The 15,705-nt window shown below is 70.7% G+C and carries 12 protein-coding genes and 1 pseudogene; 6 read left to right on the top strand and 7 right to left on the bottom strand.

Going from position 1 to position 15,705, the window contains the following annotated elements; all coding sequences use genetic code 11:
• Nucleotides 1-32: 32 nt before the first annotated feature.
• The 5 genes and pseudogenes from ABZX10_RS18150 to ABZX10_RS18130 all read left to right on the top strand — a co-directional run bounded on the left by ABZX10_RS18150 (nt 33) and on the right by ABZX10_RS18130 (nt 7,070).
• A complete protein-coding gene (locus tag ABZX10_RS18150; protein ID WP_355542923.1) occupies nt 33-1,115 on the top strand; it encodes an alpha/beta hydrolase in 1,083 nt (360 codons plus the stop codon).
• Between the two features lie 227 nt (nt 1,116-1,342).
• A complete protein-coding gene (locus ABZX10_RS18145) occupies nt 1,343-2,167 on the top strand; it encodes an IclR family transcriptional regulator (protein WP_355542920.1) in 825 nt (274 codons plus the stop codon).
• 130 nt (nt 2,168-2,297) lie between these two features.
• Nucleotides 2,298-3,823, top strand: a pseudogene (locus ABZX10_RS18140) (aldehyde dehydrogenase family protein).
• Between the two features lie 61 nt (nt 3,824-3,884).
• Nucleotides 3,885-4,721 (top strand): mycofactocin-coupled SDR family oxidoreductase, encoded by an 837-nt coding sequence (locus ABZX10_RS18135; RefSeq protein ID WP_355542916.1) that lies wholly within the window; start codon nt 3,885-3,887, stop codon nt 4,719-4,721.
• Nucleotides 4,722-4,787: 66 nt separating this feature from the next.
• The gene (locus ABZX10_RS18130; RefSeq protein ID WP_355542913.1) at nt 4,788-7,070 is read left to right on the top strand and encodes a heavy metal translocating P-type ATPase; all 2,283 of its coding nucleotides are present in this window, start codon (nt 4,788-4,790) and stop codon (nt 7,068-7,070) included.
• Here ABZX10_RS18130 and ABZX10_RS18125 read toward each other — a convergent pair.
• From ABZX10_RS18125 to ABZX10_RS18095, 7 genes are all read right to left on the bottom strand, one after another.
• On the bottom strand, nt 7,067-7,897 hold the full coding sequence (locus ABZX10_RS18125; RefSeq protein ID WP_355542910.1) for a DUF3800 domain-containing protein: 831 nt from the start codon (nt 7,895-7,897) through the stop codon (nt 7,067-7,069). The genes ABZX10_RS18130 and ABZX10_RS18125 overlap by 4 nt on opposite strands.
• A gap of 163 nt (nt 7,898-8,060) precedes the next feature.
• Nucleotides 8,061-9,899 carry a cytochrome c oxidase assembly protein gene (locus ABZX10_RS18120; RefSeq protein ID WP_355542907.1) on the bottom strand — a complete coding sequence of 613 codons (1,839 nt, stop codon included), beginning with the start codon at nt 9,897-9,899 and terminating at the stop codon, nt 8,061-8,063.
• Between the two features lie 10 nt (nt 9,900-9,909).
• On the bottom strand, nt 9,910-10,632 hold the full coding sequence (locus ABZX10_RS18115; protein ID WP_355542904.1) for a hypothetical protein: 723 nt from the start codon (nt 10,630-10,632) through the stop codon (nt 9,910-9,912).
• Nucleotides 10,633-10,688: 56 nt separating this feature from the next.
• Complete coding sequence (locus ABZX10_RS18110; protein ID WP_355542901.1) at nt 10,689-11,144, bottom strand: hypothetical protein; 456 nt, start codon at nt 11,142-11,144, stop codon at nt 10,689-10,691.
• Between the two features lie 10 nt (nt 11,145-11,154).
• Nucleotides 11,155-12,528 (bottom strand): O-antigen ligase family protein, encoded by a 1,374-nt coding sequence (locus ABZX10_RS18105; RefSeq protein WP_355542899.1) that lies wholly within the window; start codon nt 12,526-12,528, stop codon nt 11,155-11,157.
• Complete coding sequence (locus tag ABZX10_RS18100; RefSeq protein ID WP_355542896.1) at nt 12,525-13,274, bottom strand: hypothetical protein; 750 nt, start codon at nt 13,272-13,274, stop codon at nt 12,525-12,527. The genes ABZX10_RS18105 and ABZX10_RS18100 overlap by 4 nt, the downstream gene beginning before the upstream one ends.
• 75 nt (nt 13,275-13,349) lie before the next feature.
• Nucleotides 13,350-14,066 carry a hypothetical protein gene (locus ABZX10_RS18095; protein ID WP_355542893.1) on the bottom strand — a complete coding sequence of 239 codons (717 nt, stop codon included), beginning with the start codon at nt 14,064-14,066 and terminating at the stop codon, nt 13,350-13,352.
• 174 nt (nt 14,067-14,240) lie between these two features.
• Between ABZX10_RS18095 and ABZX10_RS18090 the strand changes: the two genes are divergently transcribed.
• Nucleotides 14,241-15,680 (top strand): hypothetical protein, encoded by a 1,440-nt coding sequence (locus ABZX10_RS18090; RefSeq protein WP_355542890.1) that lies wholly within the window; start codon nt 14,241-14,243, stop codon nt 15,678-15,680.
• Nucleotides 15,681-15,705: the final 25 nt, after the last annotated feature.

The raw sequence follows: 15,705 nt of genomic DNA, 5'->3' as shown, positions 1-15,705 counted from the left end.
GGAAACGTGACGCACGTCCTACTATCGGGGCCATGGCGCTCACCGACCTCCTCCACACGCTCTCCCAGAAGATCCCGACGCCGGTCGTCGCGGGCGGCGCGAAGCTGCTGTTCGGACTGCCCGTGGCCGTCAAGCAGCGACTCGGGACCCCGCAGACCGTCGAGGGCAACGAACTCGGCATCGACTCGCAGATCACGCTCCTATTGCTGGGCCTGCAGGGCGTCGACGGGCTGTCCGGCAACCGCGATGTCGCCGTCTCGCGCGCGTCGCTGACCAAGCTCGGCCAGGCCGTCGGCACCGGCGCCGGTCCGACGGTCGGCGCCCGGGGCCTCATGGTCGACGGTGCCGCGGGCCCCCTCCCGGCGCGGCTCTACACCCCCGCGGGGCTCGAAGCCGGATCTGCCCTGGTGGTCTTCTTCCACGGCGGTGGATTCGTGCTCGGCGACCTGGACTCGCACGACGCGCCGTGCCGGTACATCGCCGACCGTGCGCGCGTGCGCGTGCTGTCGGTCGACTACCGGCTCGCTCCGGAGGCGACCTTCCCCGCGGCCGCCGACGACGCCGTCGCGGCGACGAAGTGGGCCCTCGAGCACGCCGATCAGCTCGGCGCCGACCCCGCTCGGGTCGCCGTGTCCGGCGACAGCGCGGGCGGCAACCTGGCGGCGGTCGCGGCCCGCGAGCTATCGCTCGAGGGCGGCGCACAGCCCGCCTTCTCGCTGCTGTTCTACCCCGTGACGGGTGCCGATCCGGCGAACCGCAGCCGCGACACCTTCGCCGAGGGCTACTTCCTCACCAAGGCCGACATCGAGTGGTTCCGGCAGCTCTACACGCCGGAGCCCGGCCAGGACACGGACCCCAGGTTCGACGTGCGGCACGCCGACAGCCTCGGTGGTATCGGGCGGACCCACGTCGTGGTGGCCGGCTTCGACCCGCTGCGCGATGAGGGCGCCGCCTACGCGCAGCGTCTGCGTGACGCCGGGGTCGACGCCACCACCCAGTTGGCGCCCGGCTCACTGCACGGATTCATCAACTCGGTCGGCGTGAGCGCCGACGCCCGCGTCGAGGTCGACGCCGCTCTCGACGTGCTGCGCGATGGCCTTGCAAAACGGTCGTGACAACCGGCCGTGAGCTGCTGCGCATCGACACGGCGCGGCGCATCGCGGGAAAGGTGGCGCGCGTACGCGTACACCACGTATCGTAAGTTCTGCGGCCGCCATATGACGTCTCCCCCCACGTCGGTGGCTGCGTGATTGAGCCTTGATACCGGTTCCCCCTCCTCCCCCCATTCCGGGAGCCGGTATCAAGGCCTTTCGCGCTTCTCCGGCGGGGTTGGGAGGCGAGCATGTCCGAGCCCGGCGAATCGATGATCTCCCGGGTGGTCCGGGTTCTCGAGGCGTGCAAGACGGCGCCGGGGCCGCTCACCGCCACCGACCTGGCCCGCCGCACCGGGATCCCCGTCCCGTCGACGCATCGGATCGTCGGCGAGCTCGTGGATCTGCGCTTGCTCGCACGGGACGCCGACCGCCGCGTCCGCATCGGGGACCGGCTCTGGGAGATCGCCGAACGCGCCCGGCCCGATGTCCAGCGGGTGCGCGCGGTCACTCGGCCGCACCTCGAGCAGCTCAGTGCCACCGTCGGCGCCGCAGCCCTGCTGTCCGTGCTCGACGGTGACGATGTGCTCAATGTGGACACCGTCCACCCGCGCGCCGCGGCAGCGCTCAACATCACCCACCCCGGCGTCCGGCTGCCCGCACTGGCCAGTTCACCAGGGCTGCTGCTGGTGGCGATGGGTCCGCCGCGCGTGCGCCAGCGGATCCTCCGCAGCGCGCGGCTGGTCAGGTTCACCCAGCACACCGTCGTCGACACGGAGAGCCTCGGCCGCATCCTCGACGAGGCCGCACGGCGCGGGCACGCGACGGTCTCGGAGTGGATCACGGTTGGTTCGGTGGGCACCGCGGTTCCGGTGCACGACGACGCCGGGCGCGTCATCGCCGCAGTGTCGGTCACCACCGCTTCCGCCGGACCTCCGGTCTCCGCGCTACTTCCCCCCTTGCACGCCGCCGCGTCCGCGATCGGCCTCTCGCTGAGCACGATGACCGCGACCGCCGACCCCCGGGTCGAGTACCTCCTGCGGCAGGTCCAATACGCGACCGGCACCACCGACTAGACGCAGATCACGGACACCGGTCCCGTGAGATCGAGGACACATATGCGTTCTCGGTGAGCGAGAAACGTGTTCCGCACCACTCGAGTTATTGGCACTGTGTGCCACAACCTCAGTGAAACGGAGCCCGACGATGCCCACCACCCCAGCGGCGCACCCCATCCCGCACTACCGCAACTTCATCGACGGCCGATGGGTCGATACCGACGCGCGGTACGACATCGTCTCCCCCGCCGACGGGGCGGTGGTCGAGACGGCGGCGCGCGCCTCCGTCGAACAGGTGGACGAGGCCGTGGCGGCGGCCCGGCGGGCGTTCGAGACCGGCACGTGGCGACGCACGTCTCCCGTGGAGCGGGCAGCCGTCCTCGATCGCGCGGCGGACGCGCTCGAAGCACGGTTCGACGAGATCGCGGCGATCGGCTCCCGGGAGACGGGCATGCCGATCCGGACGGCGTCGGCGCTGGGCGTCGGCTTCCCGCTCATGCACCTGCGCTACTACGCCGACCTGCTGCGCGGCTACGAGTTCACCCGCTCCGCCCCGGTGTCCGGTCAAGTGCTGCACGGCGGGATCATCCGCAAGGAACCGCTGGGCGTGTCGCGGGGATCTGCCCGTGGAACTTCCCCGCGAGCACCGCGGTGTGGAAGTCGATCCCGGCGATCGCGACCGGCAACAGCGTGGTGCTCAAGGTCGACGAGCGCACGCCCAGCTTCGCGCTCGAGCTCGCCACCCTGCTGCGGGATGCCGGCCTGCCGGACGGCGTGCTCAACGTGCTGATCGGCGACGGGCCCGTCGTGGGCGAGCATCTGGTGAACCACGACGACGTCGCACTGATCACCTTCACCGGCTCGACCGCCGTCGGCAGCCGGATCATGGCGAACGCCGCCCGGTCGATCAAGCGGGTGCTGCTCGAGCTGGGCGGCAAGAGCGCCAACATCGTGCTCGACGACGCCGACCTCGATACCGCCGTCGACGGCACCATCTACGGCTTCGCGCTGCACGCGGGCCAGGCCTGCGAATCCGGCAGCCGACTGCTGCTGCCCCGATCCATCCACGACGAGTTCGTGGCGAAGCTGGTGGCGCGGCTACAGACGTTGCGCCTCGGCGATCCCGCCGACCCGGCCACCGACCTCGGCCCGCTCGCGAGCCCCGCGCAGTTCGAACGCGTCACGGAGTACATCCGGGTGGGGCGCGCGGAGGGCGCGACCATCGTGACCGGCGGCGAAACCCCGACGGTGCCGGGCTTCGAATCCGGTCACTGGGTCCTCCCGACAGTGTTCACCGGCGTCACCAACGACATGCGGATCGCCCGCGAGGAGATCTTCGGCCCCGTCCTGTCCGTGATCGCCTACGACACCGTCGAGGAAGCGATCGCCATCGCCAACGACAGCGACTACGGACTGGCCGCCGGCGTCTGGTCGACGGACAACCAGCGCGCATTGGACGTCGCGGCCGAGCTCGAGGCCGGCTCCGTCTGGATCAACGACTGGCACAACATGTCGCAGTACCTGCCCTTCGGCGGCTACAAGCGCAGTGGCATCGGCCGCGAGCTGGGGCCGGACGCGCTGGACGAGTTCGTCCAGGACAAGTCGATCACCGTCGATCTCTCCGGCGATCTGAGCCGCCGCGCCTACGGGATCGTGCTCGGCACCCCCGCCTGAACTCCGGCTCACCGATCTGCACCGATTCACCCTTCCAGCACCGATAACGAGGAGATTCATCATGGGACGTCTCGACAACAAGGTCGCCTTCATCACCGGCGTCGCCCGCGGCCAGGGCCGCGCGGAGGCACTGAAGCTGGCATCGGAGGGCGCCGACATCATCGGGGTCGACGCGTGCGCGCCGATCGCCACGAACGTCGCCGAGGGCGCCACGCTCGCCGACCTCGAGGACACCGAACGTGCCGTCAAGGAGCTGGGCCGCACCATGGTGTCGGCGCAGGTCGACGTGCGGGACTTCGCGGGGCTCAAGGCCGCGCTCGACGAGGGCGTGCGGCAGCTCGGCCGCCTCGACATCGTGGTCGCCAACGCCGGCATGTGGAACTACGGCCTCACCGAGGACATCACCGAGGAGATGTGGGATGTGGTGCAGGACGTCAATCTCAAGGGCGTCTGGCACACCGCCAAGGCCGCGATCCCGATCCTCAAGCAGCAGAACGAGGGCGGCTCGATGATCTTCACGACCTCGTCGATGGCCACCATCGGCGCGCCGAACATGTCGCCCTACTGCGCGGCGAAGCACGGTGTGTCGGGCCTGGTGAAGACCATCGCGATGGAGCTCGCGCCCTACAAGGTGCGGGTGAACAGCGTTGCGCCCACGACCGTCAACACCAAGCTGATCCACAACCGGCCGACCTACGCGCTGTTCGCCCCGGACCTCCCCGAGGACCAGCTGACCCGCGAGAACGTCGAGCCGCGGTTCGCGACGATCCCGCTGTTGGACCTGGCCTGGATCGAGCCCGAGGACATCGCGAACGCGGTCGCCTACCTCGCCTCCGACGACGCCCGGTACGTGACCGGCCTCGACCTGCGGGTCGACGCCGGCCAGATCCTCAACTGATCTCCTCGCCCGCGCAGGTCCGAGCCGGTTTTCGCGTCGGACCGCGCGGGCGCGGATACTGGAGGGGTGACGGACCTCGATCAGGCCGCCCCGGAGACCGCTGCGGCGGTGGAGCCGGGGCAGGCGCAGCGCACCTTCCTCGACGTCGGCGGCATGACCTGCGCCGCGTGCGTCGGGCGGGTCGAGCGCAAGCTCAACAAGCTCGACGGGGTGCGCGCCGTGGTCAACCTCGCGACGCGGACGGCCACCGTCGAACACGCGCCGACGGTCACCGTCGAGCAGCTGACCGGCACCGTCGAGGCCGCGGGGTACACCGCGGCCCCCAAGTCCCCGAACCCCCGGCGCGCGATCCTCGCCGAAGAGCGCGAACGGCGCGACGTCCTGCGCCGGCTGATCGTCTCGCTGGTCCTGTTCGTGCCCGCCGCGGACCTGTCGATCGTGCTCGCGACCATCCCTTCCACGCGGTTCACGGGATGGCAGTGGGTGCTGCTCGCGCTGAGCCTGCCCGTCGTGACGTGGGGCGCCTGGCCGCTGCACAAGCGGGCCCTCCAGGGCGCGCGGCACGGCGCCGCGACCATGGACACGCTGGTGTCGGTCGGGATCACCGCGGCCACAGCGTGGTCGGTGGTCACCGTGCTCACCCCGGGGCGGCAGCGCCCCGACCCGCACGGCTTCTGGAACGCCGTGCTCCAGTCGGACCCGATCTACCTCGAGGTCGCGATGGGGGTCACGGTCTTCGTGCTGGCCGGCCGCTACTTCGAGGCGTCCGCGCGGGCGAAGGCCGCGTCGGCGTTGCGCGAGCTCGCGGCGCGCGGCGCCCGCGAGGCGTCGGTGCTGGTCCGAAGCGGCGCCGGGAGCGCGGAGAGCGGGCCGGATCAGGTCTGGTCCGAGCTCCGTATTCCCGTGGGGGAGCTGCGCGAGGAGCAGGTCTTCGTGGTGCGCCCGGGCGAGACCTTTCCGACGGACGGCATCGTCGAATCCGGGTCGGCGTTCGTCGACAACTCGGCGATGACGGGCGAGTCCCGGCCCGTTCCCGCCGGGCCCGGCGACCGGGTCGTGGGCGGCACCGTCTGCCAGGACGGCCGCCTGACGGTCCGCGCCACCGCCGTCGGCGAGGACACCACCTTCGCGGCGATGCTGCGGCTCGTCGAGGACGCGCAGGCCACCAAGGCGCGGATGCAGCGCCTCGCCGACCGCGTGTCCGCCGTCTTCGTGCCCTGCGTCTTCGTCATCGCGACGCTCACCTTCGTGGGATGGCTGATCGGGAGCGGATCCCTCGACCACGCCGTGAAGGCCGCGATCGCCGTGCTGGTGATCGCCTGCCCGTGCGCGCTCGGGCTCGCGACGCCGGTCGCGTTCATGGTGGCGTCGGGGCGGGGCGCGCAGCTCGGCGTGTACATCCGCGGCCACCGGGCCCTGGAGGCCACCGAGACCATCGACACCGTCGTCTTCGACAAGACGGGCACCGTCACCACCGGCGCACTCTCGGTGGCGACCGTGACCGTCGCGCCGGGGTTCACCGAGGACGCGGTGCTGCGGCTGGCCGGGGCGGTCGAGGACGCGTCCGAGCACGCCGTCGCGCGTGCCGTCGTCGCGCGCGCGGGCGCGGGCCTCCCCGCCGTCGAGGACTTCCGGGCCGTGCCCGGGCTCGGGGCGTCCGGCACGGTCGACGGTGCCTCCGTGCGCGTCGGATCGCCCCGCTTCGCCCCGCCCGGGGCGCTCGCCGGGGCCGTCGCCGCCGCGGCCGAGGCCGGGCGCACCGTCGCCGTCGTGGAGGTCGACGGTGCCGTCGCCGCCGTCCTCGAAGTGGCCGACACGATCAAGCCCGACGCCGCCGCCGCGGTCGCGCGGCTGCACGGGGCCGGGATCCGGACGGTGCTCCTCACCGGCGACAACGCGGCGGCCGCGGCGAAAGTCGCGGCGCTCGTCGGGATCGACGACGTGCGCGCCGACGTGCTGCCGGACGGGAAGGTCGCCGCCGTTCGGGAGCTGCAGGCAGCGGGCCGGAAGGTCGCCATGGTGGGCGACGGGGTGAACGACGGCCCCGCCCTGGCCGCCGCGGACCTGGGCCTGGCGATGGGCACCGGCACCGACGTGGCGCAGAGCGCCGCCGATGTCGTCCTCATGCGCGAGGAGCTGTCCGCGGTGCCCGACGCGCTGGGCCTGGCCCGCGCGACTCTGAAGACCATCAAGACGAACCTGGTGTGGGCCTTCGGCTACAACGTGGCCGCGATCCCCGTCGCCGTCGCGGGCCTGCTCAACCCCCTCATCGGCGCCGCCGCGATGGCCTTCAGCTCGTTCTTCGTGGTGTGGAACAGCCTGCGCCTGCGGAAGTTCGGGACGCGCTAGTCACGGAACAGCAGGTGCGTCCCGCGACGCGCGACGCGATCCTCAACTTGGAAACCTCCCCGCCGCACTCCGTCTCGATCAACGAACCGATACTCGAGCGCCTGTAACCGTCGACCGAAACGTTCCTTCAGAGCGCCGTACTCGGAGCGAACATGCGTGTTCCAGTCAAGATCGCCGCAATACTGCAGACACGCGGCCGGAAACACGATTCCCGAGGCGATGACGTCGACGATCTGCAACGGCACATGTGTATCGCTGTGTCCGAACAGTGGCGCCTCCGCGAGGTGCGGAAGAAGGTCTCCGCCCGACTTGAATCGTTGGGTGGTAATCCTGTGCACGTTTCCAGCGTTCTTCACCTTCGTACGCGAGTCCAGAATCATCACACCAGGGTCATTGCTGGCAGCGAGTAGGCTTTCGAACGACGCGGCCAGATCCGACACAGCTCGCGGGTAAACGGTCGCATCGACGATCGGTTGATCGACACACTTGACGACAACCTTGCCGAGCAACTGGCAGCCGTGTTCCTCCACCAGTCGCAGGGTGCGCTCGAGTTTCCCGATCGCCGCACGCCGTGTGTTCCGGTTGTGGCTACGAAGGTCCCGGCGAATCGAGCTCCCCTTGACCTCCACGCGGATCAACTCGGACAGCCGCACCCGCGCCAGACGGGGTTCGAATTCTTTCTTCAACTGCAGGAAGTCCCAGATCAGAGACTTCTGCTGCGATGACGGGACAGTCATTCCCACCAGGGCGAAGACAGGTGGCTGATCGGGCAGATCAACCCCGAACCGCTCGGCGTCACCTGCCTCGTCGACATAGCAGAAGTGCACTCCAAGACCCCTCCCCCGCATCCGCCCCCGGATACAACTATGGCCCCCGAGGGGGCCATAGGACTCGTTGAGCATCTAGCCCAACAGGTGCGTCAACGACGCACCTCCATCTTTTCAGAATCCGTCAGTGCCCGCAAGATCACCACGCGGTCCTCACCTCGTATCAGAGCAGCTCGGGCTCGGAGTCCTCGTCGCGGTTGCGCCAAGCCCAGTGCAGCACCAGTCCCAGCGTCACGAGCGCGATGGCCGCCTCGTCGGTCGCCCAGGCCACGACGCCGCCCACGAACTGGTCGCGGTGCAGGTCCGTCATCCACGGGAAATCGAGGTACAGGTACAGCCGCGAGCCGACCAGCCCGTCCATCGTCATGACGATGAGGGCGTACACCATGGTGATCGGCATCATCGCCAGCAGCATGCCGATCCGGCCGATGAAGGGCAGCTCGGTCGGCACCGGATCGATCTGGAACACCCGCCAGTAGAACAGGAACCCGGTGAACAACAGCGCGGCGTAGATGGCCAGGTGGCCCCAGTGGAAGCGACCGATGCTGTCGAACAGCGGTGTGAAGTACAACCCGTACAACACGCACGCGAACAGCGCCAGTTGCACGGCCGGCCGCATCAGCACCGCGAACGACCGGGAGTCGAGCAGCATGGCCAGCCACCGCGCGGGGGCGCCGCGCAGCGTGTCGCGCAGCAGCGTCACGGGCGCCCCCAGCAGGAGGAACACCGGGACGATCGAGGTCATCAGCATGTGCACCACCATGTGCACGCTGAACATCGCATTGGAGTAGGTGCGCAGCCCGGAGCTGGTCAGGGTGAGCAGCGCGGCGCAGCCCAGCAGGAACAGCACGGTGCGGTACCACGGCCAGTTCGCCGTCCGCCGGACCAGGATCAGATAGCCGACGGCGAGGGCGATCGCGAAGGGGGCGAGGTTCAGGTCGGGACGCCAGTTCCCGAGGAAGGCCATCGCACTCGGCGGGTCCGGGAGGTCGTAGCCGAGGAAGTTCTCGCCCACGGTGGGCCGGCTGCGCAGGAAGGGCGGCGGGGTCAGCTCGGACGCCGCGATCGCGGTGCCGAACGCCGCGGTCAACAGCGCAGCCGCGGCGGGCAGCGCGCGCAGCCAGTGCGCCGCGCCCGCCGCCACGAGGAGCACGCCGGTGGCCAGCAGCAGCTGGCCGTACCACGTGACCCAGAGGTCGGAGCCGGGCGCCATGATCAGCGCGATCACCGCGCCGTTGACGAGCGCGAGCGCCGCGAACACCGGGCCGATCCAGCGCCGCTCCGGCCGCGCCGGCAGGCGCACCGCCGACCACAGCCCGCCGAGCCACAGCGCCGCGACGACGGCGAGGGTGGTCACGGCCGCGGTGGAGTAGTCGTGGTTCCAGTTCTGCGTCTCGTTGGCGGTGACGACCGTCGCGAGCAGGCCCACCACGGCGGGCAGCAGGATCCACAGGTGCGCGACCCAGGTGTACGCGGTGCGCAGCGCCACGTACACGGCCACCGCGCAGACCAGCGAGACGATCCACCCCTTCGCGGTCTCCGATGCCGAGATCAGCACCCCGAGCCCGCCGACCCGGTACGTGGCCACGAGGTCCTGGGCGGCGTTCTCCGCGGCCGCGAGGAACACCATCGGGACGGACACGACGGCCCAGACGGCGGCGTACCGTCGGGCCTGCAGTTGCGTGAGGTAGCCGCGCAGGCCGAGCTCGCCCGAGTCGAGAGCCCTCGTGCGGAACACGGCGTAGCCGATCGACCCGAAGGTCAGGGCCGCGGCGACGGTGCCGACCAGCCGGCCCACGGCCGCCCCGTACGCGGTGAGCGCGCCCGGGTAGGCGTTGCCGTTGACGAGGTAGCGCAGCTCGCCCTCGCTCGCGACGAGCCAGAGCACCACCGCGAGGGCGGCGGCCGAGCCGATCAGGAGTGCGGCGAGCCCGCCGCGGGGCGCCGCGACCGGGCGCTGCTGCTCCGCCTCCGCAGCGGCTCCCGACTGCTCCTGCGCCACCGCCGACAAGCTACTTCGCGTCCTTGATCTTCTTCACGGACTTGTCGAAGAACGAATCGAACTCGCCGCGATCGGGATCGCCGCCCAGCTTGGTGCCCTGCACCGCGACGGTGTAGCCGCGCAGCGAGGCCACGCCGACCAGCACCTTCTGGTGGATCGGGAAGGAATCGGTGCCCTTGGTGCGGGTGCCGTCGAGAGCGATCTCGAAGGTGGCCTTCTGCGTGTCCGAGGCCACCTCCTTGGTGATGGCGCGGGCCTTGATCGTGCCGCCGCGCGGGTCGCCCGTCTCGATGGTCACGTCGGAGCACATCTTGAGCAGCCCGACCTTGAGCGTGTCGACGTCGACGTCCTTGGCCACCAGCGACGCGCTGAGGCTCTTGCGGTCCTTGTCGTTCACGCCGGCGATCGTGTTCGCGTCGCCCTCGGAACTCTTCAACGCGGACAGCAGGTTCTTGCACTCCGGCGGGTTCACCTTCGCCGACGATGCGAGGGTCAACGGGTCGGCGCCCAGCTCGTTCGCCAGCCGCTGCTGCGGCGCGGGCACGATGATGTAGCCGCCGGGGAAGTCGCTGGAATTCGCCAGCAGGTCCGACGCCGGCGCGGTCGGCTTGGCGGTGGCATCGGGGTCGGCGTGGGCGATGCCCCCGGACAGGCCCACGACCAGTGCGGTCGCGGCAGTCAGGGTGGCGGCGCGACGCAGGCCCGCTCGCTTGAGGTCAGTCTTCGCGTTCATCTTCCACTTATCTCCGGTCCCGGAACCTTCGTTACGCAGGTCGACGGTGACCGTGGTCACCGCGCGGCCCGCCTGCGCAGGGCGATCATGCCGAGGGCGGCCACGGCGACGGCGATCTCAGCGGCCGCGAACACGATCATCAAGGTCATCCACGGCTCCATCGAGCCCATGGAGTGGCTCATCGAGCCCATGTCCATGCCGGGCATCGAGTGGTCCATGCCACCCATCGACGAGCTCATCGCCGACATCAGGACCGGGTGGAGGGCGATCATGATCGCGCCCATCGCGCCGGTCAGCACCCAGGCGCTCACCGTCGGATTGCGGAACAGGCAGACGGAGCAGTGCGCGCACCCGATGAGCATCGCCGCAACGAGGATGGACACCACCCAGCTGTGCTCGCCCAGCATCGGCAGGTGCACGAGCGACGTGGCCAGCGCCACGGCGGCACCGACCCAGCCCCAGATGCGGGCGGTTCGGGACGTTCCGGCGGCGTCGGCGTGCACGTGGTTCACGACCGTGATCCTACCCGGCGGGATCGATACCGGAATCCGGCGGCGGCCGCTCACCGGAAAGGCGGTACGCCGCCCCCGCGAGCGCGGCGAGGATCCAGGTCAGGTACCAGATCTGCAGGAAGCCGGAGGTGTCGAGGATCAGGCAGATCACGATCAGTGCGGCGATCGCACCACTGATGCCGCTCGCCAGCTCGGCGGTGGGCCCGGTGGCCCGGGCGGACGCGCGGATCGCGAGGTACAGGGCGAGCGCGAGCGCGGCGACGAAGGTGACCAGACCGAAGATCCCCGCCTCCATGAGCCGCGAGAGGTATTGGTTGTCGAGCACCGGCTGCTTGAGCGTCGGGTACGCGCCCACGCCCTGGCCGAACCAGAGACGTTTCCACACGTTCTCCGCGACGAACGCCTGGCCCACGGCCCGCGATTGCAACGACGAGTCGTTGCCCGAGCCGGCGAAGGTCTCGATCAGCGCGAGGATCACCTTGATCTGGAACACCGTGCCGACGACGAACAGGCCGACGGCACTCGTCACGATCACCAGGAGGCGTCGCACCGGCCAGCGCCAGCACATCACGGCCACCGCCGCGGCGCCGCCCACGATGGCCGACCGGGACAGCGACGCGAGGTCGGCCGCCACGATGATCGTCGTGCACAGCGCCCACGGCCACACCTTCGCGCCGCGCTTGCGGGCGCTGAGGATCAACACCACGCCCAGTGGAGTCAGCACCGTCAACACGGCGCACAGCTCCAGCGCGTGCCCCGCGCTGCCCTGCGGCCGATTGAGTCCGGCGCGGGTGAAGTTCTTGATCAGGACGAAGTCACTGGCCTTGGTGATCACCGGGATCCGGAAGTTCGGCGCGAGGTCGAGCCCCGTCGCCGCGTACACGAGCGCGAACAGGGCGCTGACCGTTCCACCGAGAACGAGTCCCCCCAGCACCAGCCGCAGCGCGTGCTCCGACCGCACCACCGCGAGGATCAGCAGCACCATTCCCACCAGGAGCATGTCGACCATGACATAGCGATCCATGGCGTCGACGGTGATGCCACTCGGGACGCCGCGCGCCATCGATCCGCCGTAGGAGACGAAGGATGCGAACGCGTACGCGAGCACCGCCGCGACGATGGTCCGGTCGCGCACCATCGGGGCGTATCCCGTGAACGCCGCTGTCCCCCAGACCGCCGCACCGATCGCGAACAATGTCTGCGCCAGGGTCAGGCCGTAGGTCGCGGGCACCAGGATCGACTGTCGCATCGACAGCAGCGCGAACCCGCCGGCCGCGACGAACACCGCGCCGGGCGGGCCGATCGTCTGCGCGATCCGCCGCGTCACCGTCGACCCGACCTCGACGGGGTCGACCGCGGGCAGCGAGTCCCGCAGTTCGCTCACAGCGGTACCCGGTCCGGGAGCCCGGACCGGGTACCCAGGTCCGACGGTGCCTCCGACTCACAGTCCGACGGTGTGTCGGCCCCGGACCCCGGCGGTGTCCCGGACCGCGGTTGGCCGTCGCCCCGCTGTCCGCGGACCGCGCTCCGGAGGCCCGCGAACATCACGAACACGAACATCGTCAGCAGCACGCCGCCCATCGCGTACCCGACGGCCGCGCGCACCGGATCGGCGCCGCTCAGGACGCCCGGCCGCGGTTCAACGCTGACACGCAGGTCGGCGAGCGTGCCCGGCAGCGCGCCGGCCTCCTGCTGCATCGTCTGCAACCGCGTGCGGAGGAAGTCGATCAGCGCGACGGCGGCCTCTCGGGAGGTCCACTGGTCCGGGGCGCGGACGGCGAACAACACCTGCGGCGAGAGCAGGGCGGACGAGCCCTCGCCCGCCACCGTCGAGACGACGTAGTCGGGCGAGCCGCCCTTGGCCTCCACGACCTTGCGGGCGTCCTCGCTGAGCGCGACCGTCGAGAGCACATGCGCGAGCTGGGCCGTGTTGGACAGATTGGTGAACGGGTTCAATGCCGGGTTGGGGTTACCGGCGCCGGGCGGGATCGCGACGACGGCGCCGACCGACTCGTACTCGACCGTGACGGATTTCCACCCCGCAGCGCCGCACACGACAGCAGCGATGACCGCCACGGCCACCACGACGCGGCGGAGGAAGACCGCGCGAACCATGCCCGCGATGTCCATCTCGTGTCCTTCCTGCCGCCGGTCCGGGCGCGCCTCCAGTTCTGTGCGATCGCAATGATAGCCGGGGTGGCCGACTCATTCCGAGGCCGCGCCCGCGGTGTCCCGGTCCGCCATGGGCATCCGCGGCGACTGCGGTGAGCCCACCCGGGCCCGGCGACCACCCGCGCGCGCGTTCCGGACGAACCGCCAGACCAGCAGCAGCGCGACCACGATCACGGCGGCGATCCCACCGTCCTTCAGCGCCGCGATGACCAGTCCGCCGGTCACCTCGTGCGCGGCGGGTGCAGGCACGGCGACCTGCAATTGCGCCATCCGCTCCGCAGGCACCCCGGCATCGGTCTGGATCGTGCGGATGGCGTCGCGGATCGCGGCGACGAGCGCATCCGCCCCACGCGTGGCCGCGTCGGGATCGGGAGCGTTGATCGTGTACTCGATCTGCGCGGCGTTCTGCGCGAAGTTCGCCCGCACCTCGCGGGCCACCGTCTCGATGACGTAGTCGCGCCGGGCACCGGACGCGGTGGCCACTCGCTCACGCGTGGCCTCCGACCGGACGTTGGTCGCCACGACGGCGGTGAACTGCGTGGAGTTGTAGAGGTTCGCGAACGGATTCTGGCCGGCGTCCGGGTTGCCCGCCCCCGCGGGCAGCACTACGACCGCGCCCTGCGTCGCGTAGTACGAGTCCGTCGTGCTGTACCCGACGGCCCCGCCGGCGACGGCCGCGATCACCACCAACGCCGCGGCGAGCAGCCTGCCCCGCAGGCCGCGGAGCCATCGGGCGAGATCAGTCCACACGTTGCCTCAGCCCTCAGTCGGTCTTCACGATCGCAACCGACTCTAGCGTGCGGGGGCCCCGCGCCCAACCCGCGTCGCTTGACCGCCCCGGACCGTCACCCGCAGACTGGTCGCTGGTAATCGGCGTTACGAAACCAGCGCTTGTGCAGTCCGACCGATCGGAACGGATCCGTCATGAACGCGAAGCACCTGGGCGCGATGGCCGCCGCCCTCATCACCGTCGCGGGCCTCACCGCATGCGGTTCGAACGACAAGGCCGCGGACAGCTCGATCGCCTTCTCCCCGACCACCGGGGACGACTTCGGCTCGAACCCGGGGGCCTGGCAGACCGACGGTGTGCCCGTCCCCGGCAAGGGCGTGACGATGGTGGGCGATCCGGTCGCGGCGCAGGCCGTGGCGAACGCCGGGCTGCAGCAGGGCACGATCACCGCGACGGCGGGCGACGCCACCGTCTACTACCCGAAGGCCCCGGACGTGCCCGGCCTGCCGGTGGCGCCGCAGGACGTCGCACCGCCCCCGCCGCAGCTCACCCGCCCCGTGAACACCCGCCCGTGGAACTACACACCGCACCAGATCGACGTGTACCGACAGATCTGCGAGACGGGCCGGTGGAACGACTGGGTCGCCGGCGTCGAGGTGCAGTCGCAGACCTGCTGGACCGTGTACGGCCGCCAGTTGGGCGTGCGGCCCTGGTACCCCGGGCAGCCGAAGCCGTGGGAGCGGCCGAGTTGGCCGAAGCCGTGGTTCGAGACGGACTTCCGCGCCGACGTACCCGTGATGTGGGTGTACCCGCGGGACTGGTCACAGCCCCGCCCGCAGCCGCTGATCTCGGTGTCCATCGGCATCGACGTGCCGCAGAACCCGCACGCGCGGCCCAACCCGCGCTTCCGGGACCAGCCCTACTACCCGGTCTGGGCCGCCACGCCGGGCCGCCCGGTCGCGGTGCACGACCAGGGGCGCGTCGTCGGGCCCTGGCTGCCGGCCTATGGCTCGGCGACCGCCGGCTACACCGCCGCACCCGTCTACCCCGGGGTCGTGCTCGCGCCGATGCCCACCTCGGATCGGGCGGAGGTGGTGACGGCCGTGCCGGGCACGCAGGTCGTCGGCAATCCGTTCCGGGATTCGACGGTGCTCGCCCCGACCGCCGCCGCGATCGCCGGGGCGACGGTCTTCAACGGCACGCGGACCGAACTCGTCCGGGCCCTGGGCGAGGACGTCGACGTGCGGGTCCCGACCACCGGCCGGGTGTCGGTGTCGGCCCGGGCCTCGGACGGAACGACGAGCACGACGACGACCCGGTCCGCGGCGAAGAAGACGACCTCCGAGCCCACCACCGCGGAGAAGACCACGACCACGTCCGGGAGCACCACGGACCGGAGCTCCGACGCGGCCACCACCACGACCACGAAGCGCGCCACCACGACGCAGCCGACGACGACGGCACCGTCGGCCACGCGGACCACGACGACGGCTCCGAAGACGACCACGACCGAGAAGACAAGCACCACCACCGAGAAGCCCGCGACCACGACGGCTCCCACGACCACGCCGGAGACCACGACCACCACGAAGAAGGTCACCACCACCACCACGACGACGAAGCCCGCGCAATAGCGCGGGCTCCGGGGTCGAGGGGTCG

The sequence above is a fragment of the Tsukamurella sp. NPDC003166 genome (genome assembly GCF_040611135.1).
GTDB lineage: Bacteria > Actinomycetota > Actinomycetes > Mycobacteriales > Mycobacteriaceae > Tsukamurella.
Note: the sequence above shows the minus strand (reverse complement) of the source record. Positions and strands in the feature narration are given on the sequence as shown.